The organism is Skermanella rosea, from assembly GCF_016806835.2.
Classification (GTDB): domain Bacteria; phylum Pseudomonadota; class Alphaproteobacteria; order Azospirillales; family Azospirillaceae; genus Skermanella; species Skermanella rosea.
The window spans coordinates 1,907,828-1,933,835 of the sequence record NZ_CP086111.1; the positions used below are offsets into that span (position 1 = coordinate 1,907,828).

Here is a 26,008-nt window from a genome sequence, read left to right on the forward strand (position 1 = left end):
GTTTCCTCCGGGCCCGGATCCGGGGCCCCCATTCCCTTATATACTATTCCTTGATCGCCACTCCCCAAGGATAGCGGCCGACCGGGATCGACTTTACCACGCTCATGGTCTCCACATCGATCACCGACACGTCGTTGCTGACCCCGTTCGACGTGAAAAGCCGCTTCTGGTCCGGGGTGAACTCCAGGTGCCAGACGCGGCGGCCGACCAGCAGGTACTTTTCCACCTGGAAGGTCCTGGCATCGACCACCGCGACGTGGTTGGCCGGACCCAGGGCCACGAAGGCGTAGCGTCCGTCGTCGGTCAGCTTGACCCCGACCGGCTGGATATTGTCCTTGGCGATGCCCTTGATCGCGAACTGGACGGTATGCTCGACCTTGCGGGTCGCCGTGTCGATCACGGCCACCGTGCCGCCGATCTCGGCCGAGACCCACAGCTTGGACCCGTCCCTGGAGAACTCCGCATGGCGCGGCCGCGCGTCCACCAGCGTGTTGTCGACCAGGGACCGCTTGGCCGTGTCGATCCAGTGGACCATGTTGGTCGTCTCGGACGTGTTGACCGCCCAGTTGCCGTCGGGGCTGACCGCCATCCCTTCCGGCTCCACCCCGACTTCGATCTGGTAGGCCACCTTCCGCTGCGGAATGTCCACGACGGTCACGACGTTGTCGTCCTCGTTGGAGACGAAGAGATGAGTGCCGTCGGGATGAAGCGCGAACTGCTCCGGGTCTTCGCCCGAGGGAAGGTTATGCAGGATCTTCCCGGTCGCGACGTCGAGCACCTGGACGGTGTCGTCGTCGCTGGCGCAGATGTAGAGAAGGCTGCCGTCGGCGTTCAGGGTGATCCCGCGCGGGCGCTTGCCGACCTTGATGGTCTTCGTCACCTGAAGGGTGCCGGCGTCGATCACGCTCAGCGTGTTGTCCTTTTCGTTCGAAACGAAAACCGTCTGCCCGAGCGCCGGCCCGCCCAGGACCGCCGTCACGATTGCCGCCGCCGACGCAACCTTCACGATCTTCATCGCACCGTTCTCCCTAGACGTCATGGTCGCTGCCAAGGTATCGGCACGGGCGGGGTGCGGCGCATTAGACTTTGGAACCATGCCGGGCCGGCGCAGTACTTAGTGAAAAAAGCCTTGCCGCATCAATATTTGCGTAAATCAGCATCCGCCGGCTGCTACCATAGTCCAATTAGTGTCCAAGCCGGCACTGGATATGATCCGCCGCAACGAAGCGATCACCGCTGTTTGCGAAAGGACCTGATAATGAACGCTCGGTTTGCCCGGCTCTCCGCCGCCGCCCTTCTGCTGGGCGGTCTCGTCGCCGCCTCGACCGGCGCCTTCGCCCATGGCGACGTCACTCCCCAGGCGGTCGATACCAGCGGGCTGGAGCCGCTCGGCAAGGAATGGCGGGACAGCAATCCCTACCGGGGCAACGAGCGGGCCATCGAGATCGGCAAGTCGGCGTTCAACCAGAACTGCGCCCGCTGCCACGGCCTGGGCGCCGTTTCCGGCGGCATCGCGCCGGACCTCCGCTTTCTGGAGCCGGGCGACAGCGGCGACGAGTGGTTCAAGGAGCGGGTGGTCAACGGCGCGATCCGCAACGGCGTGACCTACATGCCGAAGTTCGACGAGGCCCTGGGGCAGGAAGCGCTCTGGACGATCCGCGCCTGGCTCGAAACCGTCGCCGAACAGTGAGCGCGTCCATGGCCGGAACGATCGCTTCCTGGTGCCGCGCCATCGCCGCCGCGGTCGTCCTCGCGGCGGTGACGGCGGCTTCGGCCATGGCCGTGCCGCTTGACGACGTGGTGGCTCGCGGGGTGGTCCGGATCGCCGTCTATCGTGATTTTCCGCCTTTTTCCTACCGCGAGGGCGGTGTCCTCAAGGGGGCCGACGTCGATTTGGGGAAGGCGATCGGCGAGAAGCTGGGGCTGCGGGTCGACTTCATGGAGCTGACCGCGGACGAGACCATGGACGACGACCTGCGCAACGCCGTCTGGAAAGGGCCGATCCTGGGCGGCGGCGTCGCCGACATCATGATGCATGTGCCGGTCAACCGGTCCTTCGCGCAGCGCAACGATCTGGTGGTCATCTTCGGGGCGTACCAGCGGGAGACCTACGCCGTCGCCCGCGACCCGGCGCGCATTTCCGAAACTGCGGGATTTCCCGTGTTCCAGACCGAGAAGGTCGGGGTCGAACTGGATACCGTGCCCGACTTCTACCTGAGCGGCGCCTTCGGCGGACGGCTCGCGGCCAACGTGGTCCACTATGCCACTGTCGCGCAGGCGGTCGCGGGCCTGCGCGCGGGTGCCGTTGCGGCGGTCTTCGCCCCGCTGAGCGAGCTGGAGGGAGCCCTGGGGGCCGACCGGGCCAAGTTCCCGATCGGATCGATGCCGGCGCCGAACCTGGCCCCGGCGGAATGGCCGATCGGCCTTGCGGTGAAGCACGACGCCCGCGACCTGGGCTACCGGGTCGGGGACATCGTGACCGAGCTTCTCGAAAGTGGTAGGGTGGCTGAGATCTACGGGAGCCACGGGCTGACGCACAGCCGGCCCGCCCAATAGGACGCAGGACCCGGAACGGACGCTCCCACGAAGCATGGGGGCGCATAGGATAGGGAGAGCGAGCGTGCTGAAGACCCTTGGCGCCGGTTTGGCCGCGGTGGTGCTGGCGACCTCGGCTGCGACCGCCGTCGCCGCCGAACCCGATCCCCTCCGCTCCGTGATGTGGGACGACATGCATGCCGTTATCCTGGGCGGCGGGCCGGTCCGGTTCGACGAGCGGGTCCGGGTCTCCGCGCCCGCGAGTGCCGAGGACGCGCTGAACGTGCCGGTGTCGGTCGATGCGACGGCCCTGGGCGCGGTGGAGGAGATCGTCGTCTTCGCCGACATGAATCCGATCCCGCGAATCCTCAACTATCGCCCGGTCGCGGCCCGGCCGACCATCGCGCTGCGCCTCAAGCTCCAGCAGGCGACCCCGATCCGGGCGGCGGCGCGGACGCCCGACGGCGTCTGGCATGTGGGCGGGGTGTTCGTCGACGCGGCGGGCGGCGGCTGCACGTCCCCGGCGCTGGCCCATGGCGATCCGACCTGGGAGCGGCATCTGGGGGAGGTGCAGGCCCGCGCCTGGGCCGCGGCCGATGACGGGTTCACCCGCCTGCGCCTGCGCGTGCGCCACCCGATGGACACGGGCCTGGCGCCGGGCATCCCCGCCTTCTACCTGGAGGATCTGGCGATCCGGGACGCCGACGGGCGCGAGCTGGCGCGGATCGACAGCTTCGAGCCGGTGTCGGAGAACCCGGTCTTCACCGTCGAGGTGACACCGTCGCCCGGCAGCCGCTCGCTCGGCATCGACGGCCGCGACAACAACGGCACGGAGATCGAGGCCGAGGTTCCCCTGCCGTGGCGGCAGAGCGCGCTGGACCCTGTCCGGCGATGAGAGGCGCGCTCAAGGGTGCGGTCGGGCTGCTGTGCCTGATCCTGATGCCCGCGGACAGCCTCCTGGCCGCCGGGCGGAACTATGGGCTCGAGCCGCGCCGGATCGCGGCCGACACCTATGTGTTCGAGGGGGCCGCGGAGCATTTCACCGCCGCGAACGGCGGGAACATCCTCAACTCCGGCTTCATCGTCACCGACGACGGCGTGATCGTCATCCAGACCGGGCCCAACCGCCGCTACGGCGAGGAGATGAGGGCCGCGATCGGCCGGGTGACGCCGCGGCCGATCGCGAAGGTGTTCGTCAGCAACCTTCATCCCGACTATTTCCTCGGCTCCCAGGCCTTCGCCGACGTGCCGATCGCCGCCCTTCCGGGCACCATAGACGGCATCCGCAGCGAAGGCCGGGCGGTCACCGAGAACATGTACAGGCTGATCGGCGACTGGATGCGGGGAACCGAGATGGTCGTCCCGACCGAACCCGTGCTGGGCGCCACCGTCGTCTATGGCGGGCACAGGATTCGCTTGATGCCGCTGGCCGGTCACACCGCGGCCGACCTCGCGCTGTTCGACGAGACCACCGGCGTGCTGTTCGCGGGCGGCCTCGTGTTCTCCGACCGGACGCCGACGACGCCGCACGCCGACATCGCGCGGTGGCTTCGGTCGCTCGACGAACTGGAGGCGCTGGACATCGCCGTGCTGGTGCCCAATCACGGCACCGTCCGGTCCGACGAAGCCGCGATAGGCCAGACCCGGGATTACCTGACCTGGCTCGACGCGACCTTGCGCGGGGCGGCTGAGGCCGGCCTCGACATGAACGAAGTCATGGCGATCGAAATCCCGGCGCGATTCGCCGCCCTCAACGTCCTTCGGGAGGAATTCACGCGCTCGGTGGCGCACCTGTATCCCAAAATAGAACAATCTGTATTGCCGCGGGTGAACTAAACAGGGTCCGATCCAGCTCCTCCCGCTTCCTTATGGAAGCGGGATGATTTGCGTTTTCTTGATTTTTTATCGCCAGACCTATTGTACTTTTTGCCAATTGCTTGGGTCCGGCATGAGGTTAATCTCCCCGACCAAGGACAAACAGGCCTGCGGGGCCGGGAAGATTTGGCAAGGCCGGGGCTTGGCTGACGGGGCGGGGTTGCTCCGGCGGCCGCCCGGTGGCCCAGCGACCCGGCGCCGGCGTCGTGTGCTCTTGAGGGAGGCTGACTTTATGAAGCGAATTAAGACGTCTTATGCCGTGGCGGGCGCCGTCGCCGGCGGGCTCGCCTTCGGTCTGGCGACGGGTGCCGCGCAGGCCGCCGGCCCGACCAACGACGACATCCTGAAGGATGCCCAGACGCCCGGCGACGTGCTGACCTATGGCATGGGCCACCAGGGCCAGCGCCACAGCCCGCTGAAGGCGCTGAACACCGACACGGTCAAGAAGCTGACCCCGGTCTGGGCCTTCTCCTTCGGCGGCGAGAAGCAGCGCGGCCAGGAGTCGCAGCCGATCGTCCATGACGGCACGATCTACGTGACCGGCTCCTACTCCCGCCTGTTCGCGCTCGATGCGCGCACCGGCGAGAAGAAGTGGCAGTACGAGGCGCGCCTGCCGGAAGGCATCATGCCGTGCTGCGACGTGGTCAACCGCGGCGCCGCCATCCTGGGCGACAAGGTCTATTTCGGCACGCTCGACGCCCGCCTGGTCGCCCTCAACAAGGACACCGGCAAGGTCGTCTGGAACAAGAAGGTCGCCGACTACCAGGCCGGCTACTCGATGACCGCGGCGCCGCTGATCGTCGACGGCAAGATCATCACCGGCAACTCCGGCGGCGAGTTCGGCGTGCTGGGCGCGGTCGAGGCCCGTGACGCCGAGACCGGCGAGGTGATCTGGACCCGGCCGACCATCGAGGGGAACATGGGGACCCTCGATGGCAAGGAAAGCACCATGACCGGCGTGCGGAACGCCACATGGACCGGCGACCTGTGGCAGACCGGCGGCGGCGCCACCTGGCTGGGCGGCACCTACGACCCCGAAACCAAGCAGCTCTTCTTCGGCACCGGCAACCCGGCGCCCTGGAACTCGCACCTGCGGCCGGGCGACAACCTGTACACCTCGTCCACGCTGGCGATCAACCCGGACAACGGCGAGATCAAATGGCACTTCCAGACCACGCCGCATGACGGCTGGGACTTCGACGGCGTCAACGAGTTCATCTCGTTCGACCTGAAGAAGGACGGCAAGACCATCAAGGCCGGCGCCAAGGCGGACCGCAACGGCTTCTTCTTCGTGATCGACCGGACCAACGGCAAGCTGCTGAGCGCCACGCCGTTCGTCACCCAGACCTCCTGGGCGAAGGGCTTCGACCTCAACACGGGCCGTCCGATCTACAACGAGGAGAACCGTCCGCCGAACCCGATGGACGGCGGCGGCGCCGCGGCCGGGCAGGGCAAGCCGATCTTCGCGGCCCCGAGCTTCCTGGGCGGCAAGAACTGGATGCCGATGGCCTACAGCCCGGAGACCGACCTGTTCTACGTCCCGGCCAACGAGTGGGGCATGGACATCTGGAACGAGCCGATCACCTACAAGAAGGGTGCTGCCTATCTGGGCGCCGGCTTCACCATCAAGCCGCTGTTCGACGACTATATCGGCGCGCTCCGCGCGGTCGACCCGAAGACCGGCAAGATCGTGTGGGAATACAAGAACCCGGCTCCGCTGTGGGGCGGCGTCCTGACCACCGCCGGCAACCTGGTCTTCACCGGCACGCCGGAAGGCTTCCTGAAGGCCTTCGACGCCAAGACCGGCGCCGAGCTGTGGAAGTTCAACACCGGCTCGGGCATCGTCGGCAGCCCGGTCACCTGGGAGATGGACGGCGAGCAGTATGTCTCGGTCGTGTCGGGCTGGGGCGGCGCGGTCCCGCTGTGGGGCGGTGAAGTCGCCAAGAAGGTCAAGGACATCAACCAGGGCGGCATGCTCTGGGTGTTCAAGCTGCCGAAGGCCTGAGGCGGTTCCGAAGGTTCGGGACGCATACTGGAACGGGTGCGGGGGCCGGTGCGAACCGGCCCCCTTTTCCCCTCGGGAACAGCGCTTTTGTGACGAGTTCCATCTTGCATCGTGCCGTAACCCGAAGCACACTCGGCTACCAGGAAACGCCGCTACAACGAGCGCAATAAGCAGCCATGTGCAAGGTTCTGATCGCGGATGACCATCCGCTGTTTCGAGACGCCCTGAAGACTGCGCTCTCGCTTTCCGTCGAGGGCAGCCTTCCCACGGAAGCCTCCAACCTCGAGGAAGCCATCGAGGCGATCCGCGCGCAGGGCGATTTCGACTTGGCGCTGCTCGACCTGTCCATGCCGGGGGTGAACGGCTTCAGCGGCCTGCTGGCACTCCGCGCCCAGTTCCCGGCCCTGCCGGTCGTGATCGTCTCCGCGCACGAGGACGCCAAGCTGGTCTATCAGGCGATCGACTACGGCGCCGTCGGTTTCATCCCCAAATCGACCCCGCGCGAGGAGATGGCGGAAGCCCTTCGCACCGTCATCAAGGGCAACGTCTATGTTCCGCCGCACATCCAGCGCGAGCAGCGCACGACGGAGTGCAACGGCCGCGACGACGATGCCGAGATCGCCCGCCGGATCGCGACCCTGACCGCCCAGCAGCTCCGGGTGCTGGAAATGCTCGGCACCGGCAAGCTGAACAAGGAAATCGCGTTCGAGCTGAACATCGCCGAGACGACGGTCAAGGCCCACGTCTCCGCGATCCTCCAGAAGCTCAAGGTCTACAGCCGCACCCAGGCGGTCGTCTTCGCCTCCAAGCTCCATTTCGACAGCTTCCAGGGCGCCCGGTAATCAGCTTCTGGAACGGGTAACAGATTTACTTGTCCACAGATGAACGCAGATGGACACAGATAATTATTCGAGATCTTCCTTATCTGTGTCCGTCTGCGTTCATCTGTGGATGATAAAATCACTTCGCACCCATTGATCGATGCTCTGGCCCGTCAGAACCCCTGTGCGGGAACAACAGCCGTGATGTGCCGGGGCGCCGCCATTCGGTCCGCGGCGCGCCGGGTAGGCACCATCATGCTCCGGGAAGGATCCAGATCGAAGGGCGCTGTCCAGACCTTGGCGAGCCGGTTGCGGATCTCCGCCCGGGTGAGGTCGTCGAGCAGGATGCGGTAGCTTCCGGCGTCGGGGAAATGGTCGTAGCGCAGGCCGGTTCCGCTGAAGTCGGCGAACAGCTCGATCGAATGCCCGACATCGACGACGATGACGAAGGGCGGCGGGCCTTCCCGGGCGGGCAGGGCGCGGGCGTAGGCCAGGGCCTGCAGTCGGGCGTCGTTCATCGTGCGCTCCCAGTGCTTGCCGCCGCGGACCGCCGTGCCGCGCCGGGTCTTCAGCGACAAGGTCTTATGGTCGCTGCCCTGTTTCGCCTCCAGCACGAAGCAGCCGCGCTTGTAGAGGTCGATCCTGCCCGTGCTGACCGCACCGTAGGCACGTGGATACGCCACTTTCCGTTCGAACACATAGAGATTGTAGCGGTCGTCGTCCCGCGTGGGGTCGGGCCTGGAAACCCCGATCAGATCGCACAGTTCCGACAGGAACAGCTGGCAGTTCGCGCGCTCTCCGGCGCCGGATTCCTTCCATCGGTTGATGAAGGCTTGAACGGGGTCGGCGATCACCGCGGATGCGAACTTCATGAGGGAACCCATGGTGGATGTTCCCGTCAAAATACATTCGTACTCACACGAAGGCAATTTTATGCATCCGGGTGCGACAGTATTGTTTAATTAGAAAGAAATTTAAGTTTACCCCAATACTTGTTCTGAAACAATAAATTTTACAGCCAAGTCGCGATTGTGAACAGGGGTTGAAGATATTAGCCCAGTAGTCGGTCGGTCGAGCGGTGCGGGCTTACCGGTCGATACGGACGCGCAGGCGCACGAGATTTCGGGTCCAGCCGGTCTTGCATCCATCCATCGTGATTCGGGTCATGTAGATATAGGCGTCGTCGTCCGTGTCCTCGAAGTTGCGCGACGGGCTATCGGGATCGACCAGCGACGGATAGACCACCGGCCGGGTGTCGCATCCCTTGTTCAGGGTGACCGGCGTCGGGAACAGCAGCCGGGGCGGCGACCATGCCAGCAGGTCGGGGCTGGTGCTGTAGAAGACGCCGTCGACCGTTGCGCCGTCCGCACCCGTGGGCTGGCGGTGGGTGAACAGGCCGATATAGAGGCCGGATGGACGGTGCAGGCTGAGGCTGGTCATCAGCCGCGTCAGGCCGGGAACCGGCGTGCATGTCGCCGGCGGGCCGGCCGGGTTCGGTTCTTCCCGGTAGGGGTCGATGAAGCGGACCGTGAAACCGCTGCCGTCCCAGGCCCGCCAGGACGCCGGGTCGTCCAGGCGGTCGGTCCGCATCAGGCAGATGCCGAAGGCCTGCTCGCCCTGCGGGGCGGCGCTGAACATCGTGTAGAAATAGTCGCCGCGCCGGATGATGTTGGCAGGGTTGAACAGGCCGCTCCGCTTGCCGCGGTTGGGGTCGTACCGGTACGGGACGCCCGCGACCAGTCGGCGGCCCTCGGGCGCCTTGAAGGTCCGGCCGCCGTCGACCGAGACGGCGTAGGTGATGGTGTTGTACCAGCACTCCATGTAGCCCCCGGACGGGCAGAGGGCCGGGCGCCGGTGACCGTGGAACTCGTTGTGGACCAGCGCATGGACGGTCCTGCCGTCGAGGGTGTAGGTGCTGGTGATCCAGCCCCGGTCGTCGAAGGCCGAGGGGTCGTCGTCGTTGGCGCCCTCGTACAGGATGTCGCAGGAATGCCGGAGATGGTCGAGGTCGGGACCGGCCATGCCCCGGTTGGTCCAGTGGCTGGCGATCAGGCGGACGGTGCCGTCATGGGCGCGGAAGACGCTGGCCGGAACGTCGGGCACGTCGAACTTCTCGCAGGCGTCCCGGGCATGGTCGAAGACGATCTCCGGCGCCGCTCCCGGCGGAATGGTCAGGGTCAGGGCGGAGGCTTCAGGCGCCGCGAGCATCGGCAGCAGCAATGCCGCCAGCAGGCGGACCGGTGCGGAGCATGTCGGCATCATTCATCTCCGGTTGCTTTCGGGACATTTCCCATGAACCGGAGATTTTAGGTGCCGTTGGTTAACGGATAGCTGACACCTCGTCCAGCCCGACATCCCAGGGCGGGACCCCGCGGAAATGTCCGGCCAGGAAATCGACGAAGCTCCGGACCTTGGGCGACAGGTTGCGGGCATGGGGATAGACCGCGTAGGCACTGGGCTGCGGCAGGGCGTGGTCCGGCAGGACCGTGACCAGCCTGCCGTCGCGGAGCGCGTCACCGACGATGAAGGTGGGCTGCCGAACGATGCCCTGGCCGGCGATCGCCGCGGCCACCAGCGCGTCGCCGTTGTTGGCCGACAGGCTGCCGGTCACGCGCACCACCGTCTCCACGCCGTCCGGCCCGACCAGCGTCCAGTCGAGCGGGGTTGGGGAGTAGGTATAGAGCAGGCAGTTGTGCCCGGCGAGATCCTGGGGCGTGCGCGGCGCTCCATGGCGACCCAGGTAATCGGGGGAGGCGCACAGGACGATCCGGATCGGGGCGAGGCGGCGGGCGATCAGGCTGGAGTCGGTCAGACGGGCGATCCGGATCGCGACATCGTAGCCTTCCTCCACCAGGTCGACCTGCCGGTCGTTGAGCACCAGGTCGATCCGGACTTGCGGGTGCCGCTCGCAATAGGCGGCCAGGGCGGAAGCGAGATGGGGGCTTCCGAAGCTCATGGGGCCGTTGACCCGCAGCGTGCCGCGGGGTTCGGCCTGCAACTCGCTGGCGACCCGCTCGGCCTCGCTCAACTGGTCCAGGATGCTGGCGCATTTCTCGAAGAAGGCCAGCCCGGCCTCGGTCAGGCTCTGCTTGCGGGTCGTGCGGTTGAGCAGGCGGACGCCCAGCCGGTCTTCCAGCTGCTGGATATGGCGGCCGACCATCGCCCGGGACAGGCCGAGATCCTCGGACGCCGCGGCCTGACTCCCCAGTTCCACGGTGCGGACGAAGGCGGCGAGGGCGGTGATCCTATCCATGAAGCGGTCTTCCCGATTGTATACGCGGAGTGGCTTATTTATGCATGAATGGGCGGATTAACCGCCAGTCGTTTTCAATGCACAGTTCTGTCCATCAGGGGACCGGACAATCCGCCCCTTTCACCAAAACGGGCCCGCGGGACGGGCCCCGGATCGGGATGGACTGACAATGAACGCTTCTCACTCGACCCACTCGCAGGCCGATTACGCCGCTCTTCTGCTGCGGGTCAGCCTCGGCATCCTCTTCCTCGCCCACGCCGGGCTGAAGATCTTCACCTTCACGATTCCGGGCACGGTGCAGTTCTTCGAGACCATCGGCTACCCCGGCTTCTTCGCCTACCTGGTCATCCTGGGCGAGCTGGGCGGCGGCCTCGCCCTGATCCTGGGCGCCTGGACCCGCGCGATCTCCATCGCCCTGCTGCCGATCATGGTCGGCGCCACGCTCCAGCACCTGCCGAACGGCTGGATGTTCGGCAGCACCGGCGGCGGCTGGGAATTCCCCGCTTTCTGGACGGTGACGCTGCTGGTCCAGGCCCTGCTCGGTGCCGGCGCCTATGCGCTGAAGCCGGAGAAGCTGCTGGGCATCGGCGGCGCCGGACGCACCGCTCAGGCCGCCCGCTGACCGCAGCGTAGTCCCGAACGAAAAAGTGCCCGGGAGCATCGGCCGATGCTCCCGGGCACTTTCAGCCACGTCAGGACTTCAGGTCGGGCTGCTCAGCCGGCCTTCGACATGGCGACGGCGGTGTCGGCCATGCGGTTGGAGAAGCCCCATTCGTTGTCGTACCAGGTCAGGATACGGACGAAGTTGCCGTCGATGACCTTGACCTCCTTCAGGGCGAAGATCGAGGAGTGCGGGTCGTGGTTGAAGTCGGTCGACACCAACTCCTCGTCATAGGCGCCCAGGATGCCCTTCAGCTGGCCGGCCGCCGCGTCGGAGATGGCCTTCTGGATCTCCTCCGGGCTGGTCGCCCGCTTGGCGATGAACTTGAAGTCCACGACCGAGACGTTGGGGGTCGGCACGCGGATGGCGGTGCCGTCCAGCTTGCCCTTCAGTTCCGGCAGCACTTTGCCGACGGCCTTGGCGGCGCCGGTGGAGGTCGGGATCATGTTCAGCGCGGCGGCGCGGGCGCGGTGCAGGTCCTTGTGCATCGTGTCGACGATGCGCTGGTCGCCCGTGTAGCTGTGGATCGTGGTCATGAAGCCCTTCTCGATGCCGACCAGATTGTTCAGCACGAAGGCGACCGGGGCCAGGCAGTTGGTCGTGCACGAGGCGTTCGACACGATCTTGTGCTCGGCCGTCAGCTTGTCGTGGTTGACGCCGTAGACGACCGTCAGGTCCTCGTCCGTCGCCGGGGCGGAGATCAGGACCTTCTTGGCGCCGGCGGTCAGGTGCTTGGCGGCATCGTCGCGCTTGGTGAAGATGCCCGAGCATTCCAGCGCGATCTCGACGCCCATGTCGCCCCAGGGGAGCTGGGCCGGGTCGCGGACCTGGACGACCTTGATCTCGTGACCGTTGACGACCAGCACGCCCTCGCGGGCTTCCACGGTGCCCGGGAACCGGCCATGGACGCTGTCGTACTTCAGCAGGTGCGCGTTGGTATGCACGTCGGCGAGGTCGTTGATCGCGACGACCTCGACGTCGGTGCGGCCGGACTCATAAATCGCGCGCAGCACCAGACGGCCGATACGCCCGAATCCGTTGATCGCAACCTTAACAGCCATCGATTCCTCCTATCCCAATACGTTCGCGGGCTTTGACGCGCCCGTTTACAACTTGGCCTTGGCGGCCGTCACCACGGCATCGGCGGTAATGCCGAAATGCTTGTAGAGATCCTGGTAGGGCGCCGATTCGCCGAAGCTCTTCATGCCGACGAAGGTCCCCTTGCGGCCGATATAGCGGTCCCAGCCGTGGCGGACCTGGGCCTCGACGGCGATGCGGACCGTGTTCTCGCCGATCACCTCGTCCTGGTAGGCCTCGTCCTGCTCCTCGAACAGCTCCATGCTGGGCATGGAGACCACGGCCGTGCCGATTCCCTCGGCCTGGAGCGTGGCCCGGGCCTGAAGGGCGATCTCCACCTCCGACCCGGTGGCGAAGATCGTGACCTTCCGCTCGCCGTCGGCCGGGGCCAGGATATAGGCCCCCTTGGCGGACAGGTTCTCGGTCGTGTGCTCGGTCCGGACCGTCGGCAGGTTCTGGCGGGTCAGCGCCATCAGCGACGGGCGGTGGACGCTCTTCATCGCGATCGCCCAGCACTCCGCCGTCTCGACCGCGTCGGCCGGGCGGAAGACCAGCAGGTTGGGGATGGTGCGCAGCGCCGGGACATGCTCGACCGGCTGGTGGGTCGGGCCGTCCTCGCCCAGGCCGATGCTGTCATGGGTCATGATGAAGATCGTGCGGCTCTTCATCAGGGCGGCGAGGCGGATCGCCGGGCGGCAATAGTCGCTGAAGGTCAGGAAGGTGCCGCCGTAGGGAATGATGCCGCCGTGCAGCGCCATGCCGTTCATCGCCGCCGCCATGCCGTGCTCGCGCACGCCGAAATGGACGTAGCGGCCGTGGAAGTCGCCGCGCTGGACGGCGCCGGTGTTCTTCACGCGGGTGTTGTTGCTGGGCGTCAGGTCGGCGGAGCCGCCGATCAGCTCGGGCACCGCCGGGACCAGGACGTCGAGAACATTGCCCGAGGCCACGCGGGTCGCCAGCTTCGGCTGCTCGGCCGAGACCTTGCTCTTGAAACCATCGATCACCGCGTCGAAATCGGCCGGCAGTTCGCCTGAGACGGCGTGGGTGAAGCTCCTGCGCAGGCTGTCGTCGGCGCCGTCCAGGCGGGCCTGCCAGCTCTCCCGCTCTGCCACGCCGCGCTGGCCGAAGCCGCGCCAGACCTGGGTGATCTCTTCCGGGACGATGAAGTGCTCGTGGGTCCAGGCCAGCTTCTCGCGCGCGGCCTTGATCTCGTCGGCGCCCAGCGGGGAGCCGTGGCAATGGTGGGTGCCGCCCTTGGTCGGCGCGCCGTAGCCGATGATGGTCTTGCAGGCGATCAGGGACGGGGCGTCGGTGGTCCGGGCGTACTCGATCGCCGTGGTGATCTGCTGCGGATTGTGGCCGTCGATCTCGCGCACGTCCCAGCCATAGGCGCGGAAGCGGTTCAGCGTATCGTCGGTGAAGCTGAGGCTGGTCGGGCCGTCGATCGAGATCTGGTTGTCGTCCCACAGGACGATCAGCTTGGACAGGCCCAGGTGGCCGGCGAAGGACGCCGCCTCGTGGCTGATGCCTTCCATCAGGTCGCCGTCGCTGGCGATCACGTAGGTGTAGTGGTCGACCAGGTCGTCGCCGAACCGCGCGTTCAGGATGCGCTCGGCCAGCGCCATGCCGACCGCGGTGGAGATGCCCTGGCCGAGCGGGCCGGTGGTCGTCTCGATCCCGCCGGACTGGAGCACTTCCGGGTGGCCGGGGGTCTTGCTGTGGAGCTGGCGGAACCGCTTCAGCTCGTCGATCGTCATCTCCTCGTAGCCGGTGAGATGGAGCAGGCTGTACAGCAGCATCGAGCCGTGGCCGGCGGACAGCACGAAGCGGTCGCGGTCGGGCCACTGCGGCGCCTTGGGATCGAACTTGAGGAACTTGCCGAACAGCACCGTCGCCACGTCGGCCATGCCCATCGGCATGCCGGGGTGGCCGGACTTCGCGGCCTCGACCGCGTCCATGGCGAGTACGCGAATCGCATTGGCCAGCTGCTCGTGCGGAACGCCGGCAGGGCTTGCGGGGGTCGCGGAGGTGGGCGGCGTCGGCATGGTGACGGGTATCCTGGCTAGGTTCTGAACGCTCGATTCCCGGTCGCCCCCACTGGTCGGGAGAGGCGGCAACCCGGGTGCGCGCGGCATTGCGACAAGGCTTCAAAATTCTGAAACGCCGGCACCATGCCGCCGCCGGTTGCCCACGTCAACACGCGAGATGCCGGTATGTGGCGTCTGCGAAGCGTGGTTGACGGCGGCGCGGGCGCGCCTCTAAGGTCGGGGCCGACTGGTTTCACTTCTGCGCAGGATCGGCTTCGCCCCGATGGACCGACTTAAAGCCGCTTTGGAAAGCCTCGACGTGGCGATCGACCAGCTCGACGCGGCCCTGGACCGCCGGGAAGCGCGCCGCATCGCCGAGCGCGACGAACTGGCACGTGCCCTGGAAGCCGCCAGGACGGCGGAGGCGGAGGCCAAGGGCGTGGCGGACACCGTCTCGGCGCGCCTGGACACGGCGATAGGCCGGCTGCAGACCGTTTTGGAGGATTAGGAGCGGATGCCGCGTGTCGACGTTACGCTGAACGGGCGCAGTTATCTGATCGGCTGCGAGGAAGGGCAGGAGGCCCGCCTGCGTCAGCTCGCCAACTATCTCGACGGGCAGCTGCGCGCCATCGCCGGCCGCGCGCCGACCGCCGGGGAGGCGCAGGCCTTGGCCATGGGCGCCCTTCTGGTGACCGACCAGCTGTTCGACCTGAAGGCCGAGTACGATGCCCTGGCCGCCAGCGCCCGCGACGCCGCATCCGGCGAAGCGAACGGAATTTCCCCGGCCGACGAGGACGTGATGGTCGCCGCGGTCGATCATCTGGCAAAACGCATCGGGGATATTGCAGCCAAGCTCGATCGTGCCTAGGTTAGGGATCGGAAGGTTGCTGCGCGGTTCGTCAGGCTGCTTTATCCCTGGGGCCGATAACCTATTACTCTCGGGAGCTGTCCCTGCCGGAACCGTGGTTTCGGTACACGGCGCCCACCTGCTTAGGCAGGCCGCAGAGGATAGCAATCACGCCAACGGCCAAGCGGCTCCTTCCACTTTCCCTTTTTCGCGCCCCCCTTTCTCGCGCCCCCCTTTTGCGCGCCGATGACCGATCCAGCCGACCTTCGCGACCTGAAGAACGCGGCGCGGGCGTCGGCCAAGGTGCTGCGCGCCGAAGCGGCTGCCGGAGCCGGCATGGAGTGCGCCGAGGCCGTGAGCCGCCGGGTCGCCGGATTGCTGGCCGGATTGTCAGGGCCGGCCGTGGTCGCCGGTTACTGGCCGATCGGCAGCGAGCTTGACGTCAGGCCGGCCCTGTCCCATCTCGACCTCACTGGTTTCGTCTGCGCCCTGCCGGTCGTGGCGGCGCGCGGCGAGCCGCTGCTGTTCCGCCGATGGACGCCGCAAAGCCCGATGGAGCGCACCGGGCTCGGCATCCTGGCCCCGGCCGCCGGGGAACCGGAGGTGGAGCCGGACGTTCTGCTGGTGCCCCTGCTGGCGTTCGACCGGGCGGGTTTCCGGCTGGGCTACGGCGCGGGCTTCTACGACCGAACGCTGGAACGGCTGCGGCGGGTCAAGCCGGTGACGGCGATCGGCATCGGCTTTGCGGCGCAGGAGGTCGAAACGGTTCCCCGCGATCGGTACGACCAGCCGCTTGATTGGATCGTGACGGAGACGTCGGCGCTCCGAATTTCAGTTTAGATTGATGGTGACATGAGACTCCTGTTCCTGGGCGACGTGGTCGGACGCAGCGGCCGCGAGGCGGCGTTGAAGCGCATTCCCGAACTGCGCGCCGCGCTGAAGGTCGATTTCCTGGTGCTGAACGGCGAGAACGCCGCCGGCGGCTTCGGGATCACCGACAAGATCGCCCGGGAGTTCTTCGAGGCCGGCGTCGATTGCATCACCACCGGCAACCATGTCTGGGACCAGAAGGAACTGGTCGGGTCGATCGACCGCGAGCCGCGCATCCTGCGCCCGCTGAACTATCCCGACGGCACGCCGGGCCGGGGCGCCTCGATCTTCCAGCTCCAGGGCGGGCGCAAGGTGCTGGTCATGAACGTCATGGCGCGGCTGTTCATGGACGCGCTGGACGACCCCTTCGCGGCGGTCGAGAAGGTGGTCCGCCAGCACAGGCTGGGCGGCGGCATCACCGCTGCCGTGCTGGACTTCCACGGCGAGGCGACCAGCGAGAAGATGGCGATGGGCCATTATCTGGACGGCCGCGTCTCCCTTGTCGTCGGCACCCACTCCCACATCCCGACGGCCGACCTCCAGATCCTGAACGGCGGGACCGCCTTCCAGTCGGACGCCGGCATGTGCGGCGACTATGACAGCGTGATCGGGATGAAGAAGGAAGTCTCGGTCGCCCGCTTCGTCCGCAAGCTGCCGACGGAGAAGATGACCCCGGCGGAGAACGAGGCGACCGTCTGCGGCGTCTTCGTGGAGACCGACGACAGGACGGGACTTGCCGTCCGGGCGGAAGCGGTGCGGGTCGGGCCGAGGCTGGCCAACCATCTGCCGGCGGTGGAGTAGAAAGGCCTGGACGCGGGCCGAACCTATCGTCGGGCCTTCCTGAGCTCGTGCTGCATGTAGGCGCGCAGCACGGCGTTGATCTTGGTCTGATAGCGCTCGCTGGTGGTCCGGAAGAAGTCCAGCACGTCATTGTCCAGGCGGATGCTGATGGCTGACTTTGTCGACGGTTCGATCACTTCGGCGGCCTCGAACCACTTGGCGTCGAGAAGCGGCGCCGCGTCGGGATCATCCTCGACAGCTGCTCTAATGTCGGCATCGGTAAGCTGTTCGACTTTTGACCAATCAGTCCTTCCGACCGACTTCGACTCCAGGGAACGTCGAACAGTAGCTGCTTCTTTCATCCTTATCCGCTCTTCTCGCTGAGATGATTCGGCATATTTCGCCACGCCATGTATATACAACTGTCAGTATGACGCCGTCCAGCGCTCCTATAGCCACATAACGGGTTTCGCCGTATTCGCGTCGGTCGTCGATCGCGCATTGGATCGGCCCGAGAAAGATTTTCCTGGCATCGTCGAAGTCAATGAGGTGCTTTAGCAGGTTCGACTCATTCTTTCTGGGGTCCCATTCGAACTCCATTCTCAACTATCCGTAGTTTCAAAATCGGTTGCCGATTTGTTATAGAAGCCTGCGCTGGGGCTGGGGCAGGCGTTGCAGTCGACAGGCCTATGCCCAATGGCATTCCAGTGTATGGAATTGGACCGGAAACCGGCAATATCGATTTAAGTAGCCCTGGCGCGGAACTTGGTCGGCCCGCCTGTCGGCAACCCCTGGGCAGACGTCCGATGGGGCCGCCCTTCGGCCGGGTTCCGCGACGGCAAGAACCCGGTTCATCAGACCGAACGGGTTAGCGGCGCCTCAATATCGCCTCATTGGATAATCAATCTGCGGCCCGTGTCCGGCGCTGGCTCGGCTGGCGCCGGCTTGCCGCCCCCGCTGCCGTTCTGTCGCGTGCGGCCCTGCGCCGGGTGTGGTAGACAGCTGCCATAATCATCCCTATCGACACTCAGAAAGCCTCTCGAAGGGCAGGTTCAAGCGCATGGCAGGTCATTCACAGTTCAAGAACATCATGCACCGCAAGGGCGCGCAGGACGTCAAGCGTGCCAAGATGTTCAACAAGCTCGCCCGGGAAATCAGCGTCGCGGCCAAGTCGGGGCTCCCGGATCCCGCCGCCAACCCGCGGCTGCGCGCCGCGATCATCGCGGCCCGGACGCAGAACATGCCGAAGGACCGGATCGACAGGGCGATCAAGAGCGGCAGCCCCGGCGGCGACGACGCCAACTATGAGGAGGTCCGGTACGAGGGTTACGGTCCCGGCGGCATCGCGCTGATCGTCGAGGCGCTGACCGACAACCGCAACCGCACCGCCGCCGAGGTCCGTTCGGCCTTCACCAAGCATGGCGGGTCGCTGGGCGAGACCGGGTCGGTCGCCTTCATGTTCAGCCGCATCGGCCTGATCGTCTATCCGGCCAAGGCTGCCGGGGCCGAGGCCATGTTCGAGGCGGCGCTGGAGGCCGGGGCCGAGAACGTGGACTCGACCGACGACGCCCACGAGATCACGACCTCGCTGGAAGACCTGTCCGCCGTGCGCGACGCGCTGGAGGAGAAGTTCGGCCCGGCGGAGAGCGCCGCCCTGACCTGGAAGCCGGTCAACACGGTGGCCCCCGACGAGGAGACCGCCGCGAGCCTGCTGAAGCTGATCGACGTGCTGGACGACAACGACGACGTCCAGACCGTGTCGGGCAACTTCGACATCCCCAACGAGCTGCTGGAGCGGCTGACCGCCTGATGCGAGCACCGGGACCGTTCAGGCTGGTCGGGCTCGATCCCGGCCTGCGGCACACCGGCTGGGGCATCATCGATGTCTGCGGCAACCGGATGACCCATGTCGCCAACGGCGCCATCCATTCCGACGGCGACCTCACCCTCGCCGAGCGGCTGGTGCAGCTCCACGACGGTCTCAGCGCCGTGATCGAGCGCTGGAAGCCCGACGAGGCGGCGGTCGAGGAGACCTTCGTCAACAAGAACCCGGCGTCCACGCTGAAGCTCGGCATGGCGCGCGGCGTCGTCCTGCTGGTCCCGGCCAAGGCCGGGCTGCCGGTGGCGGAGTACCCGACGAACCTCGTCAAGAAGTCGGTGGTCGGCGCCGGGCATGCGGACAAGAACCAGGTGCAGGTGATGGTCGGGATGATCCTTCCGGGCGTCGAGATGAAGTCGGCCGACGCCGCCGACGCGCTGGCCGTGGCGATCTGCCACGCCCACCACGCGGCCACGCGCAACGTGATCGCGGGCGCCCTGGCGATCCCGGGGGTGCGGGGAGGCCGGGCATGATCGCCAAGCTGTCCGGCCTGCTCGACAGCGTCGGCACCGACCACTGCATCATCGACTGCGGCGGCGTCGGCTACCTCGTCTACTGCTCGGCGCGCACGCTCCGGCGGGTCGGCGATACCGGGGCCGCCGTGTCGCTCCGCACCGAGATGCAGGTGCGCGAGGACGCCATAACCCTGTTCGGCTTCATCGACGCGGCGGAGCGCGACTGGTTCCGCCGCCTGACCACCGTGCAGGGCGTCGGGTCGCGGGTGGCCCTGGCGCTGCTGTCCGTGCTGGAGCCGGACAAGCTGGGGCAGGCGATCGCGGCGCAGGACCGCACCGCGCTGGCCCAGGCCGACGGCGTCGGCCCCAAGCTGGCCAACCGCCTGATCAGCGAGCTGAAGGACAAGGTCGCCGACCTGCAGTTCGGCGGCGGCCCGGCGACGGCCGCGTCCGGCGGCGCGCCGGCCGGGGCGGGGGTCACCGGCGACGCGGTATCGGCGCTGGTCAATCTCGGCTACCGGCGGGCCGAGGCCTTCGCGGCGGTCGCCCAGGCCGCCCAGAAGGCCGGCCCCGACGCCAAGGTGGAACAGTTGATCATGATGGGACTGAAGGAGCTTAGCGCGTGATGGCGGCAGCCGAGCAGGATCGCATGGTGCAGCCCGAGCCGATGCGGGGCGAGGTCGCGGGGGAGCAGGCGGAAAGCACGATCCGGCCCTTGTCCCTGTCGGAGTTCGTCGGGCAGCGGCAGGTGCGCGAGAACCTGGCGATCTTCATCCAGGCGGCGCGCGGCAGGAGCGAGGCGCTGGACCATGTCCTGTTCTTCGGGCCGCCGGGCCTGGGCAAGACCACGCTGGCCCAGATCGTCAGCCGGGAGCTGGGCGTGGGCTTCCGCTCCACGTCGGGGCCGGTGATCGCCCGGGCGGGCGACCTGGCGGCCCTGCTGACCAACCTGCAGCCGCACGACGTGCTGTTCATCGACGAGATCCACCGGCTGTCCCCGGCGGTCGAGGAGATCCTCTACCCGGCGATGGAGGATTTCCAGCTCGACCTGATCATCGGCGAGGGGCCGGCGGCGCGCTCGATCAAGATCGACCTGCCGCCCTTCACGCTGATCGGCGCCACGACCCGGTCCGGCCTGATCACCCGGCCGCTGCGCGAGCGCTTCGGCATCCCGCTGCGGCTGCAGTTCTACGAGCCGGACGAGCTGGAGCTGATCGTCAGCCGGGCCGCCCGCGTGCTCGGGCTGGAGCTGACCCCGGACGGCGCCGCCGAGATCGCGCTGCGGTCCCGCGGCACGCCCCGCGTCGCCGGACGCCTGCTGCGCCGGGTGCGGGACTTCGCGGCCGTCGCGGGCGGCTCCGCGGTCGACGCCGCGGCGGCCGACGCGGCGCTGAACCGGCTGGAAGTGGACCGGCTGGGGCTGGACGGCATGGACCGGCGTTATCTCGGCTGCATCGCCGGCAATTACGCCGGCGGGCCGGTCGGGGTGGAGACCTTGGCCGCCGCCCTGGGCGAGCAGCGCGACGTGCTGGAGGAGGTGGTCGAGCCCTACCTGATCCAGCAGGGCATGCTCCAGCGGACGCCGCGCGGACGCATGCTGACCGACGGCGGCTTCCGCTACCTGGGCCTCAGCGTCCCGCAGATCCCGGCGCGCCAGCTCGACCTGCTGGTGCCGGAGGGGGATACCGATGAGTGAAATCTTCGGCGGCGGCATGGACGGTGCGGTACATCGGCTGCCGGTCCGCGTCTATTACGAGGACACGGACGCCGGGGGCCTCGTGTTCCACGCCAACTACCTGCGCTACGCCGAGCGCGGGCGCACCGAGATGCTGAGGGCGCTGGGAAGCCGTCATGCCGAGATCGCGGGCGACACGGGTGTGGCCTTTGCGGTACGCAGGTGCGAGATCGACTTCCGGGCCCCGGCGCGGCTCGACGACCTGCTTGAAGTCGAAACGCGAATCATCGATATCCGCGGCGCCTCCATGGAGTTCGAGCAGACCGTCCTCATGGCTGGCGTGCCGGGGCGCCGGGTCCTCGTTCGTATTTTGTTAACCGTGTTCTGCATCAATCCGCTGGGCCGGCCCGTGCGGTTGCCGGAGCCGGTCCGGGCCACCCTGGACGCGCTACGGACCCGCGGCGAAACCGATCAAGGCCCAAACAGCTAAAGGCGAGACCGACTACCATGGATCCTTCTGTCATCACTTCCGGCGCGGCGGCGGCGTCTCACGACCTCTCCGTCTGGGGGCTGTTCATGGCCGCCGACGTGGTGGTCAAAGCCGTCATGCTCATGCTGTTCGCCGCGTCGGTCTGGTGCTGGGCGATCATCTTCGAGAAGATCGTCAAGCTGCGCCGGCTCAACGCGCAGGCCGCCGACTTCGAGGAGAGCTTCTGGTCGGGCGGATCGCTCGAGAAGCTTTACGAGGACGTGGGCAAGCAGCCCGGCGACCCGATGGCCGCGACCTTCGCCGCCGGCATGCGCGAGTGGCGCCACGCCAGCGAGCGCTCCCTGAATGCCTCGGGCATCAAGGCCGGGCTGCAGCAGCGGGTCGAGCGCGTGATGTCCGTGACGATCGGCCGCGAGATGGCGCGGGCCGAGCGCTACATGTCGTTCCTGGCGACCGTCGGCTCCACGGCGCCCTTCATCGGGCTGTTCGGCACGGTCTGGGGCATCATGAACAGCTTCACCTCGATCGCCGCCTCCAACAACACCAGCTTGGCCGTCGTGGCGCCGGGCATCGCCGAGGCGCTGTTCGCCACGGCCCTCGGCCTCGTCGCCGCCATTCCCGCGGTGGTCGCCTACAACAAATTTTCGACAGATTTGGGGCGCTACGCTGAACGCCTGGAGGCGTTCTCCAGCGAGTTCAGCTCCATCCTCTCGCGCTATCTGGAAGAACGGGCCTGATCCATGGGAGCCCAGCTCGCCGGGAAATCCGAGGGCCGCGGCCGACGCCGCGCCTACAAGCAGCTCGCCGAGATCAACGTGACGCCGTTCGTCGACGTCATGCTCGTGCTGCTGATCGTCTTCATGGTCTCGGCGCCGCTCATGACGGTCGGGGTGCCGGTCGACCTGCCCAAGACGGCGGCGCCGGCCCTGCCGACCGACAGCAAGCCGCTGTTCATCACGGTGGACACGCAGAACCGCATCTTCGTCCAGGAGACCGCCGTGGAGCTGGACAACCTCGTCCCGCTGCTGCGCGCGATCACCGAGAACAATCCGGAAGCCCGCGTCCTGGTGCGCGGCGACAACAGGATCGCCTACGGCACCATGCTCCAGGTGATGGGCACGATCAGCGCAGGCGGCTTCACCAAGGTCGGGCTGGTCGCCGAGCTGCCGCAACCCAAAGCCGCGGCGCGCTAGATCATGCGCAATGGCATCATCTTCTCGGTGGTGGTCCACGTGGCGGTCATCGCGATCGCCGTGATGGGCCTGCCAATGATGCAGAAGCCTATCGAGATTCCGGAATCGATTCCGATCGACATCGTCGATGTCGGCGAACTGACCAATACCCGCATCGACGAGTCGCCGCCGGCGCCGCCCCGGCCGCCCCAGGCGAAGCCCGAGCCGGCTTCGCAGCCGCCCCAGCCGCCGCAGCAGCAGCTTGCTCAGGCGCCGCCGCCGGAACCGGTGCCGGTCCCGCCGCGTCCGCCGGAGCCGCCGAAGGTGGCCGAGCCGCCGCCGGCCCCGCGCGAGCCGGCGCCGCCCCAGCGGCAGCCCGAACCTCCGCCTCCGCCCCGTCCGGTCCCGCCGCCGCCGGCTCCCGCCCCGCCGCCGCCCAAGGCGCCGGAGCCCGAACCCGCGCCCGCGCCGAAGCCTGAGCCGGCCCCCAAGCCGGAACCGAAGAGGCCCGAGCCGCCCAAGCCGGAGCCTCCGAAGCCCGAGCCCCCCAGGCCCGAACCGCCGAAGCAGGAACCGAAGAAGCCAGAACCGCCGAAGCCGGAGCCTCCCAAGGAGGTCAAGAAACCCGACCCTCCCAAGCAGGAGGCGAAAAAGCCCGAGCCGGCCAAGCCCGAGGCGCCGAAGAAGGCCGAGCCGGAGAAGAAGCAACCCGAGGCCAAGCAGGATTTCGCGAGCGTCCTGAAGAACCTCCAGAACCTCAAGCCGGAGCCGTCGAACGCGCCGGCCCAGCCGCAGCGTCAGCAGCCGGCACCGGCGCAGTCGACCCCGTCGCAGCAGCAGGCCGCCAGCAACGCGCCGAAGCTCTCCGACCGCCTGACGGCGAGCCAGGAGGACGCGGTGCGCCGGACGGTGGAGGCGTGCTGGAACGTGGACCCCGGCCTGGCCGGCATCCACGAGATCACGGTCGAGATCCGCCTGGAGATCGGCCGGGACGGCCAGGTGATGAGGGCGGAGGTGGTGGACAAGGGACGCATGGCGCGCGACCGCGCGTTCCGGGCCGTCGCCGAATCGGCCCAGCGCGCCGTGATGAACCCGCGCTGCCGCACGCTGCCCCTCCCGCCCGACGGCTACGACTTCTGGAAGGACGCCGTCTTCGTCTTCAGCCCGCGCGACATGCTCCGGGGATAGCGGACCGTTGGGCACCTTGATTATGACACGATCAAGGTGCCCATTCGGCGCACCTGCCGAGTGCTCCAGGGGACGCCCGTTCCCGCAAGAACAACGATCATAGTAAGGCATGACCCGATCATGATTGCATTCCCGTACCATCTGGTCCTGCTTGCCCGCCGCCTGGCGCTGGCCGTCCTGGTCATCACGCTGGCCGGAGCCGCGGGCGCCCGGGCCGAACTGCGCCTCGACATCACGCGCGGCAAGGTCGAGCCGATGCCGATCGCGATTTCGACCTTCCACGGGCAGGCCGGTCCCGAAGTCCAGGTCGGCCGAGACATCGCCCAGGTGGTGTCGGCCAACCTGGAGAGGTCCGGCCTGTTCCGGCCGATCGACCCCAAGGCGCTGATCCAGGATGCCGCCTCGCTGCACAACCAGCCGCGGTTCGCCGACCTCAAGGTGATCAATGCCCAGGCGCTGGTCAGCGGCACCGTCCAGGGGCAGCCGGACGGCCGCCTGCGGGTCGAGTTCCGGCTGTGGGACGTGCTGGCCGAGCAGCAGATGACCGGTCTGGCCTATTTCACCGTGCCGGAGAACTGGCGCCGGGTCGCCCACATCATCTCCGACGCGATCTACAAGCGGATCACGGGCGAGGAAGGCTATTTCGATACCCGTATCGTCTACATCTCGGAGACCGGGCCCGCCGACAAGCGGATCAAGCGCCTGGCGATCATGGACCAGGACGGCGAGAACCACCGTTTCCTGACCGACGGCAGGACGCTGGTGCTGACCCCGCGCTTCTCGCCCAGCGCGCCGGAAATCACCTATCTTTCGTATTTCAACAACAAGCCCCGGGTCTACCTCTTCAACATCGACTCCGGCCGCCAGGAGGTCCTGGGGGACTTCCCCGGCATGACGTTCGCGCCGCGCTTCTCGCCGGACGGCAACAAGGTGATCATGAGCCTGGCGACCTCGGGCAACTCCGACATCTATTCGATGGATCTGCGGACGCGCCGGGTCGACCAGCTGACCAACAGCCCGGCGATCGACACCTCGCCCTCCTACTCGCCCGACGGCCAGCGGATCGTCTTCGAGTCGGACCGCGGGGGCACCCAGCAGCTCTACGTAATGGACGCGAGCGGCGGAAATGCGCAGCGGATCACCTTCGGCCAGGGCCGCTACGCGAGCCCGGTGTGGTCGCCGCGCGGGGACCTGATCGCCTTCACCAAGATCGCCAACGGGCGCTTTCATATCGGGGTGATTCGGCCCGACGGGACCGGCGAGCGCCTGCTGAACGAGGCTTTCCACGTCGAAGGGCCGACCTGGGCCCCGAATGGACGCGTTCTGATGTTCTTCCGCGAACGTCCGAGCGGCGAGGGGAATCGCAGCAGGACCGCGCGTTTGTACAGCGTCGACTTGACCGGGTTCAATGAACGCGAGGTCGTCACGCCGCTCGATGCTTCGGATCCTGCTTGGTCGCCCTTGATTCCTTAGCGGTAACCATTTATTTTCGCGCTGCACGATCGACGCTAAGGTTAGACAGTCGGGAGATCGAAAACTTTCGGTAGACTGGGTTCGATGGACTGGGCGGAGATTAGCGTCGGCCCGTTCGCTCTTCCGTGTTTGGTATCGTGTGTCGCTGTAGGGGGTTTTTCAGATGCGTTTGAAGGTTCTGAGCCTGTTGGCTGCGGTAGTGCTGGTCGCCGCGTGCGAATCCACGCCGCAAGACGCCGGCTCGGCCGGTGCCGGTGGTGGGGCTACCGCCGGTGCGGCTCCGGTCCGGACTGGTCCGGCTCCGGGCACACAGGAGGACCTGGTCGTCAATGTCGGCGACCGTGTGTTCTTCGGTTATGACAAGTTCGACCTGACTCCGGAGGCCCGGGCAACCCTGGACCGTCAGGCCGCTTGGCTGAACCAGTATCCGCGCGTCACCGTGACCGTCGAAGGTCACGCCGACGAGCGCGGCACCCGCGAGTACAACATCGCGTTGGGCGAGCGTCGCGCCAACTCGGTGCGCAACTACCTGCTGGCGCGTGGCGTCGATGCCAACCGCATCGCCACCACCAGCTACGGCAAGGAACGTCCGGCCGTCCTCGGTTCCAACGAGGCCGCCTGGGCGCAGAACCGCCGTGGCGTGACCACCGTCAACTAAGCTGACGGCGGACACGGCAGCAGCGGATGCAAGCCCGCTGACGAATGGGGCGCCACACCCAGCGGTTCCTGAACGGGCCGCCGGGTGTGGCGCCTTATTTTTGCCTCCGGTTTCGGGTAAGGCGCGGAAATCCGCCCCGCATGCGGGGGGAGGGCGCCGCCCTGGCCGGCCGGCAGCCAAACAGACACTTTTGACGCAGCGGCAGGGACGGCCGGGTCCGATCAGGTTCGGGGAACAATGATGGCGGTAGAGGCGATGGTTCGAGCG

29 protein-coding genes and 1 other RNA gene are annotated in these 26,008 nt (G+C 67.2%); 22 read left to right on the forward strand and 8 right to left on the reverse strand.

The genetic code is table 11. The annotated features are described in order from the left end of the window. Window positions 1-43 precede the first annotated feature (43 nt). Complete coding sequence (locus tag JL101_RS08765) at window positions 44-1,015, reverse strand: YVTN family beta-propeller repeat protein (protein ID WP_203099872.1); 972 nt, start codon at window positions 1,013-1,015, stop codon at window positions 44-46. 243 nt (window positions 1,016-1,258) lie between these two features. Here JL101_RS08765 and pedF point away from each other — a divergent pair, with 243 nt between their 5' ends. From pedF to JL101_RS08795, 6 genes are all read left to right on the forward strand, one after another. After that, window positions 1,259-1,690 carry a cytochrome c-550 PedF gene (pedF, locus tag JL101_RS08770; protein WP_203099874.1) on the forward strand — a complete coding sequence of 144 codons (432 nt, stop codon included), beginning with the start codon at window positions 1,259-1,261 and terminating at the stop codon, window positions 1,688-1,690. Between the two features lie 8 nt (window positions 1,691-1,698). After that, entirely contained in the window at window positions 1,699-2,556 is an 858-nt protein-coding gene (locus JL101_RS08775; protein WP_203099876.1) for a substrate-binding periplasmic protein, read from the forward strand. Window positions 2,557-2,620: 64 nt separating this feature from the next. Next, the gene (locus JL101_RS08780; protein ID WP_228435363.1) at window positions 2,621-3,430 is read left to right on the forward strand and encodes a quinoprotein dehydrogenase-associated SoxYZ-like carrier; all 810 of its coding nucleotides are present in this window, start codon (window positions 2,621-2,623) and stop codon (window positions 3,428-3,430) included. Next, on the forward strand, window positions 3,427-4,371 hold the full coding sequence (locus JL101_RS08785) for a quinoprotein relay system zinc metallohydrolase 1 (protein ID WP_203099880.1): 945 nt from the start codon (window positions 3,427-3,429) through the stop codon (window positions 4,369-4,371). The genes JL101_RS08780 and JL101_RS08785 overlap by 4 nt, the downstream gene beginning before the upstream one ends. Before the next feature lie 271 nt (window positions 4,372-4,642). Next, window positions 4,643-6,415, forward strand: a complete 1,773-nt coding sequence (locus tag JL101_RS08790) for a methanol/ethanol family PQQ-dependent dehydrogenase (RefSeq protein ID WP_203099882.1) — start codon at window positions 4,643-4,645, stop codon at window positions 6,413-6,415. A gap of 176 nt (window positions 6,416-6,591) precedes the next feature. Beyond that, window positions 6,592-7,257 carry a response regulator transcription factor gene (locus JL101_RS08795; protein ID WP_203099884.1) on the forward strand — a complete coding sequence of 222 codons (666 nt, stop codon included), beginning with the start codon at window positions 6,592-6,594 and terminating at the stop codon, window positions 7,255-7,257. 152 nt (window positions 7,258-7,409) lie between these two features. Here JL101_RS08795 and JL101_RS08800 read toward each other — a convergent pair whose 3' ends face one another. The 3 genes from JL101_RS08800 to JL101_RS08810 form a co-directional block, all read right to left on the reverse strand. Continuing rightward, window positions 7,410-8,120 carry a type IIL restriction-modification enzyme MmeI gene (locus tag JL101_RS08800; protein WP_203099886.1) on the reverse strand — a complete coding sequence of 237 codons (711 nt, stop codon included), beginning with the start codon at window positions 8,118-8,120 and terminating at the stop codon, window positions 7,410-7,412. A gap of 202 nt (window positions 8,121-8,322) precedes the next feature. Further along, on the reverse strand, window positions 8,323-9,498 hold the full coding sequence (locus JL101_RS08805; RefSeq protein ID WP_203099888.1) for a hypothetical protein: 1,176 nt from the start codon (window positions 9,496-9,498) through the stop codon (window positions 8,323-8,325). A gap of 58 nt (window positions 9,499-9,556) precedes the next feature. Next, window positions 9,557-10,489 carry a LysR family transcriptional regulator gene (locus JL101_RS08810; protein ID WP_203099890.1) on the reverse strand — a complete coding sequence of 311 codons (933 nt, stop codon included), beginning with the start codon at window positions 10,487-10,489 and terminating at the stop codon, window positions 9,557-9,559. Between the two features lie 169 nt (window positions 10,490-10,658). Between JL101_RS08810 and JL101_RS08815 the strand changes: the two genes are divergently transcribed. Continuing rightward, window positions 10,659-11,111 carry a DoxX family protein gene (locus tag JL101_RS08815; RefSeq protein ID WP_203099892.1) on the forward strand — a complete coding sequence of 151 codons (453 nt, stop codon included), beginning with the start codon at window positions 10,659-10,661 and terminating at the stop codon, window positions 11,109-11,111. A 92-nt stretch (window positions 11,112-11,203) separates the two neighbouring features. On the opposite strand, the gene gap is transcribed toward JL101_RS08815, so the two are convergent. Then, the gene (gene gap, locus JL101_RS08820) at window positions 11,204-12,211 is read right to left on the reverse strand and encodes a type I glyceraldehyde-3-phosphate dehydrogenase (protein ID WP_203099894.1); all 1,008 of its coding nucleotides are present in this window, start codon (window positions 12,209-12,211) and stop codon (window positions 11,204-11,206) included. Between the two features lie 45 nt (window positions 12,212-12,256). Further along, window positions 12,257-14,272, reverse strand: a complete 2,016-nt coding sequence (gene tkt / locus JL101_RS08825) for a transketolase (RefSeq protein WP_203099896.1) — start codon at window positions 14,270-14,272, stop codon at window positions 12,257-12,259. A gap of 265 nt (window positions 14,273-14,537) precedes the next feature. On the opposite strand from tkt, the gene JL101_RS08830 reads away from it, so the two are divergent. The 5 genes from JL101_RS08830 (at window position 14,538) to JL101_RS08850 (ending at window position 16,772) form a co-directional block, all read left to right on the forward strand. After that, window positions 14,538-14,762: a hypothetical protein gene (locus JL101_RS08830; protein WP_203099898.1), complete on the forward strand. Its 225-nt coding sequence runs from the start codon at window positions 14,538-14,540 to the stop codon at window positions 14,760-14,762. A gap of 6 nt (window positions 14,763-14,768) precedes the next feature. Next, entirely contained in the window at window positions 14,769-15,122 is a 354-nt protein-coding gene (locus JL101_RS08835) for a cell division protein ZapA (RefSeq protein WP_203099900.1), read from the forward strand. Window positions 15,123-15,135: 13 nt separating this feature from the next. Beyond that, a non-coding RNA gene (ssrS, locus tag JL101_RS08840) (6S RNA) lies at window positions 15,136-15,296 on the forward strand. 51 nt (window positions 15,297-15,347) lie between these two features. Next, a complete protein-coding gene (locus tag JL101_RS08845) occupies window positions 15,348-15,941 on the forward strand; it encodes a 5-formyltetrahydrofolate cyclo-ligase (protein ID WP_203099902.1) in 594 nt (197 codons plus the stop codon). 12 nt (window positions 15,942-15,953) lie between these two features. Then, window positions 15,954-16,772 (forward strand): TIGR00282 family metallophosphoesterase, encoded by an 819-nt coding sequence (locus JL101_RS08850; RefSeq protein ID WP_203099904.1) that lies wholly within the window; start codon window positions 15,954-15,956, stop codon window positions 16,770-16,772. 23 nt (window positions 16,773-16,795) lie between these two features. On the opposite strand, the gene JL101_RS08855 is transcribed toward JL101_RS08850, so the two are convergent. Both JL101_RS08855 and JL101_RS08860 read right to left on the reverse strand, forming a co-directional pair. After that, window positions 16,796-17,113: a BrnA antitoxin family protein gene (locus tag JL101_RS08855; RefSeq protein WP_203099906.1), complete on the reverse strand. Its 318-nt coding sequence runs from the start codon at window positions 17,111-17,113 to the stop codon at window positions 16,796-16,798. After that, window positions 17,055-17,351, reverse strand: coding sequence for a BrnT family toxin (locus JL101_RS08860; protein ID WP_203099908.1), 297 nt, complete (start codon window positions 17,349-17,351; stop codon window positions 17,055-17,057). The genes JL101_RS08855 and JL101_RS08860 overlap by 59 nt, the downstream gene beginning before the upstream one ends. A 460-nt stretch (window positions 17,352-17,811) precedes the next feature. Here JL101_RS08860 and JL101_RS08865 point away from each other — a divergent pair, with 460 nt between their 5' ends. The 10 genes from JL101_RS08865 (at window position 17,812) to pal (ending at window position 25,741) form a co-directional block, all read left to right on the forward strand. Next, a complete protein-coding gene (locus JL101_RS08865; protein WP_203099910.1) occupies window positions 17,812-18,561 on the forward strand; it encodes a YebC/PmpR family DNA-binding transcriptional regulator in 750 nt (249 codons plus the stop codon). Continuing rightward, window positions 18,561-19,103 (forward strand): crossover junction endodeoxyribonuclease RuvC, encoded by a 543-nt coding sequence (gene ruvC / locus JL101_RS08870; RefSeq protein ID WP_203099912.1) that lies wholly within the window; start codon window positions 18,561-18,563, stop codon window positions 19,101-19,103. The genes JL101_RS08865 and ruvC overlap by 1 nt, the downstream gene beginning before the upstream one ends. Beyond that, window positions 19,100-19,711, forward strand: a complete 612-nt coding sequence (ruvA, locus tag JL101_RS08875; RefSeq protein ID WP_203099914.1) for a Holliday junction branch migration protein RuvA — start codon at window positions 19,100-19,102, stop codon at window positions 19,709-19,711. The genes ruvC and ruvA overlap by 4 nt, the downstream gene beginning before the upstream one ends. Beyond that, window positions 19,711-20,781 carry a Holliday junction branch migration DNA helicase RuvB gene (gene ruvB, locus JL101_RS08880; protein ID WP_203099916.1) on the forward strand — a complete coding sequence of 357 codons (1,071 nt, stop codon included), beginning with the start codon at window positions 19,711-19,713 and terminating at the stop codon, window positions 20,779-20,781. Before ruvA ends, ruvB begins: the two co-directional genes overlap by 1 nt. Next, window positions 20,774-21,250 carry a tol-pal system-associated acyl-CoA thioesterase gene (ybgC, locus tag JL101_RS08885; protein WP_228435364.1) on the forward strand — a complete coding sequence of 159 codons (477 nt, stop codon included), beginning with the start codon at window positions 20,774-20,776 and terminating at the stop codon, window positions 21,248-21,250. Before ruvB ends, ybgC begins: the two co-directional genes overlap by 8 nt. A 17-nt stretch (window positions 21,251-21,267) precedes the next feature. Further along, window positions 21,268-21,987 carry a protein TolQ gene (gene tolQ, locus JL101_RS08890; protein ID WP_203099918.1) on the forward strand — a complete coding sequence of 240 codons (720 nt, stop codon included), beginning with the start codon at window positions 21,268-21,270 and terminating at the stop codon, window positions 21,985-21,987. Window positions 21,988-21,990: 3 nt separating this feature from the next. Continuing rightward, window positions 21,991-22,443, forward strand: a complete 453-nt coding sequence (locus JL101_RS08895) for an ExbD/TolR family protein (protein WP_202679848.1) — start codon at window positions 21,991-21,993, stop codon at window positions 22,441-22,443. Between the two features lie 3 nt (window positions 22,444-22,446). Then, a complete protein-coding gene (locus tag JL101_RS08900; RefSeq protein ID WP_203099920.1) occupies window positions 22,447-23,610 on the forward strand; it encodes a hypothetical protein in 1,164 nt (387 codons plus the stop codon). A gap of 120 nt (window positions 23,611-23,730) precedes the next feature. Then, on the forward strand, window positions 23,731-25,083 hold the full coding sequence (tolB, locus tag JL101_RS08905; RefSeq protein ID WP_203099922.1) for a Tol-Pal system beta propeller repeat protein TolB: 1,353 nt from the start codon (window positions 23,731-23,733) through the stop codon (window positions 25,081-25,083). A gap of 163 nt (window positions 25,084-25,246) precedes the next feature. Further along, window positions 25,247-25,741 carry a peptidoglycan-associated lipoprotein Pal gene (pal, locus tag JL101_RS08910; RefSeq protein WP_201070655.1) on the forward strand — a complete coding sequence of 165 codons (495 nt, stop codon included), beginning with the start codon at window positions 25,247-25,249 and terminating at the stop codon, window positions 25,739-25,741. Window positions 25,742-26,008 lie beyond the last annotated feature (267 nt).

Coding starts and splice junctions, on each gene's coding strand:
- JL101_RS08775 (WP_203099876.1), top strand. CDS start 1,699: ATGGCCGGAACGATCGCTTCCTGGTGCCGCGCCATCGCCGCCGCGGTC.
- tolQ (WP_203099918.1), top strand. CDS start 21,268: ATGGATCCTTCTGTCATCACTTCCGGCGCGGCGGCGGCGTCTCACGAC.
- JL101_RS08900 (WP_203099920.1), top strand. CDS start 22,447: ATGCGCAATGGCATCATCTTCTCGGTGGTGGTCCACGTGGCGGTCATC.
- pedF (WP_203099874.1), top strand. CDS start 1,259: ATGAACGCTCGGTTTGCCCGGCTCTCCGCCGCCGCCCTTCTGCTGGGC.
- ybgC (WP_228435364.1), top strand. CDS start 20,774: ATGAGTGAAATCTTCGGCGGCGGCATGGACGGTGCGGTACATCGGCTG.
- JL101_RS08865 (WP_203099910.1), top strand. CDS start 17,812: ATGGCAGGTCATTCACAGTTCAAGAACATCATGCACCGCAAGGGCGCG.
- JL101_RS08860 (WP_203099908.1), bottom strand. CDS start 17,351: ATGGAGTTCGAATGGGACCCCAGAAAGAATGAGTCGAACCTGCTAAAG.
- JL101_RS08835 (WP_203099900.1), top strand. CDS start 14,769: ATGCCGCGTGTCGACGTTACGCTGAACGGGCGCAGTTATCTGATCGGC.
- JL101_RS08800 (WP_203099886.1), bottom strand. CDS start 8,120: ATGGGTTCCCTCATGAAGTTCGCATCCGCGGTGATCGCCGACCCCGTT.
- JL101_RS08785 (WP_203099880.1), top strand. CDS start 3,427: ATGAGAGGCGCGCTCAAGGGTGCGGTCGGGCTGCTGTGCCTGATCCTG.
- JL101_RS08815 (WP_203099892.1), top strand. CDS start 10,659: ATGAACGCTTCTCACTCGACCCACTCGCAGGCCGATTACGCCGCTCTT.
- JL101_RS08855 (WP_203099906.1), bottom strand. CDS start 17,113: ATGAAAGAAGCAGCTACTGTTCGACGTTCCCTGGAGTCGAAGTCGGTC.
- tolB (WP_203099922.1), top strand. CDS start 23,731: ATGATTGCATTCCCGTACCATCTGGTCCTGCTTGCCCGCCGCCTGGCG.
- JL101_RS08850 (WP_203099904.1), top strand. CDS start 15,954: ATGAGACTCCTGTTCCTGGGCGACGTGGTCGGACGCAGCGGCCGCGAG.
- ruvC (WP_203099912.1), top strand. CDS start 18,561: ATGCGAGCACCGGGACCGTTCAGGCTGGTCGGGCTCGATCCCGGCCTG.
- ruvA (WP_203099914.1), top strand. CDS start 19,100: ATGATCGCCAAGCTGTCCGGCCTGCTCGACAGCGTCGGCACCGACCAC.
- JL101_RS08790 (WP_203099882.1), top strand. CDS start 4,643: ATGAAGCGAATTAAGACGTCTTATGCCGTGGCGGGCGCCGTCGCCGGC.
- pal (WP_201070655.1), top strand. CDS start 25,247: ATGCGTTTGAAGGTTCTGAGCCTGTTGGCTGCGGTAGTGCTGGTCGCC.
- JL101_RS08830 (WP_203099898.1), top strand. CDS start 14,538: ATGGACCGACTTAAAGCCGCTTTGGAAAGCCTCGACGTGGCGATCGAC.
- ruvB (WP_203099916.1), top strand. CDS start 19,711: ATGGCGGCAGCCGAGCAGGATCGCATGGTGCAGCCCGAGCCGATGCGG.
- JL101_RS08765 (WP_203099872.1), bottom strand. CDS start 1,015: ATGAAGATCGTGAAGGTTGCGTCGGCGGCGGCAATCGTGACGGCGGTC.
- tkt (WP_203099896.1), bottom strand. CDS start 14,272: ATGCCGACGCCGCCCACCTCCGCGACCCCCGCAAGCCCTGCCGGCGTT.
- JL101_RS08895 (WP_202679848.1), top strand. CDS start 21,991: ATGGGAGCCCAGCTCGCCGGGAAATCCGAGGGCCGCGGCCGACGCCGC.
- JL101_RS08810 (WP_203099890.1), bottom strand. CDS start 10,489: ATGGATAGGATCACCGCCCTCGCCGCCTTCGTCCGCACCGTGGAACTG.
- JL101_RS08845 (WP_203099902.1), top strand. CDS start 15,348: ATGACCGATCCAGCCGACCTTCGCGACCTGAAGAACGCGGCGCGGGCG.
- JL101_RS08805 (WP_203099888.1), bottom strand. CDS start 9,498: ATGATGCCGACATGCTCCGCACCGGTCCGCCTGCTGGCGGCATTGCTG.
- gap (WP_203099894.1), bottom strand. CDS start 12,211: ATGGCTGTTAAGGTTGCGATCAACGGATTCGGGCGTATCGGCCGTCTG.
- JL101_RS08795 (WP_203099884.1), top strand. CDS start 6,592: ATGTGCAAGGTTCTGATCGCGGATGACCATCCGCTGTTTCGAGACGCC.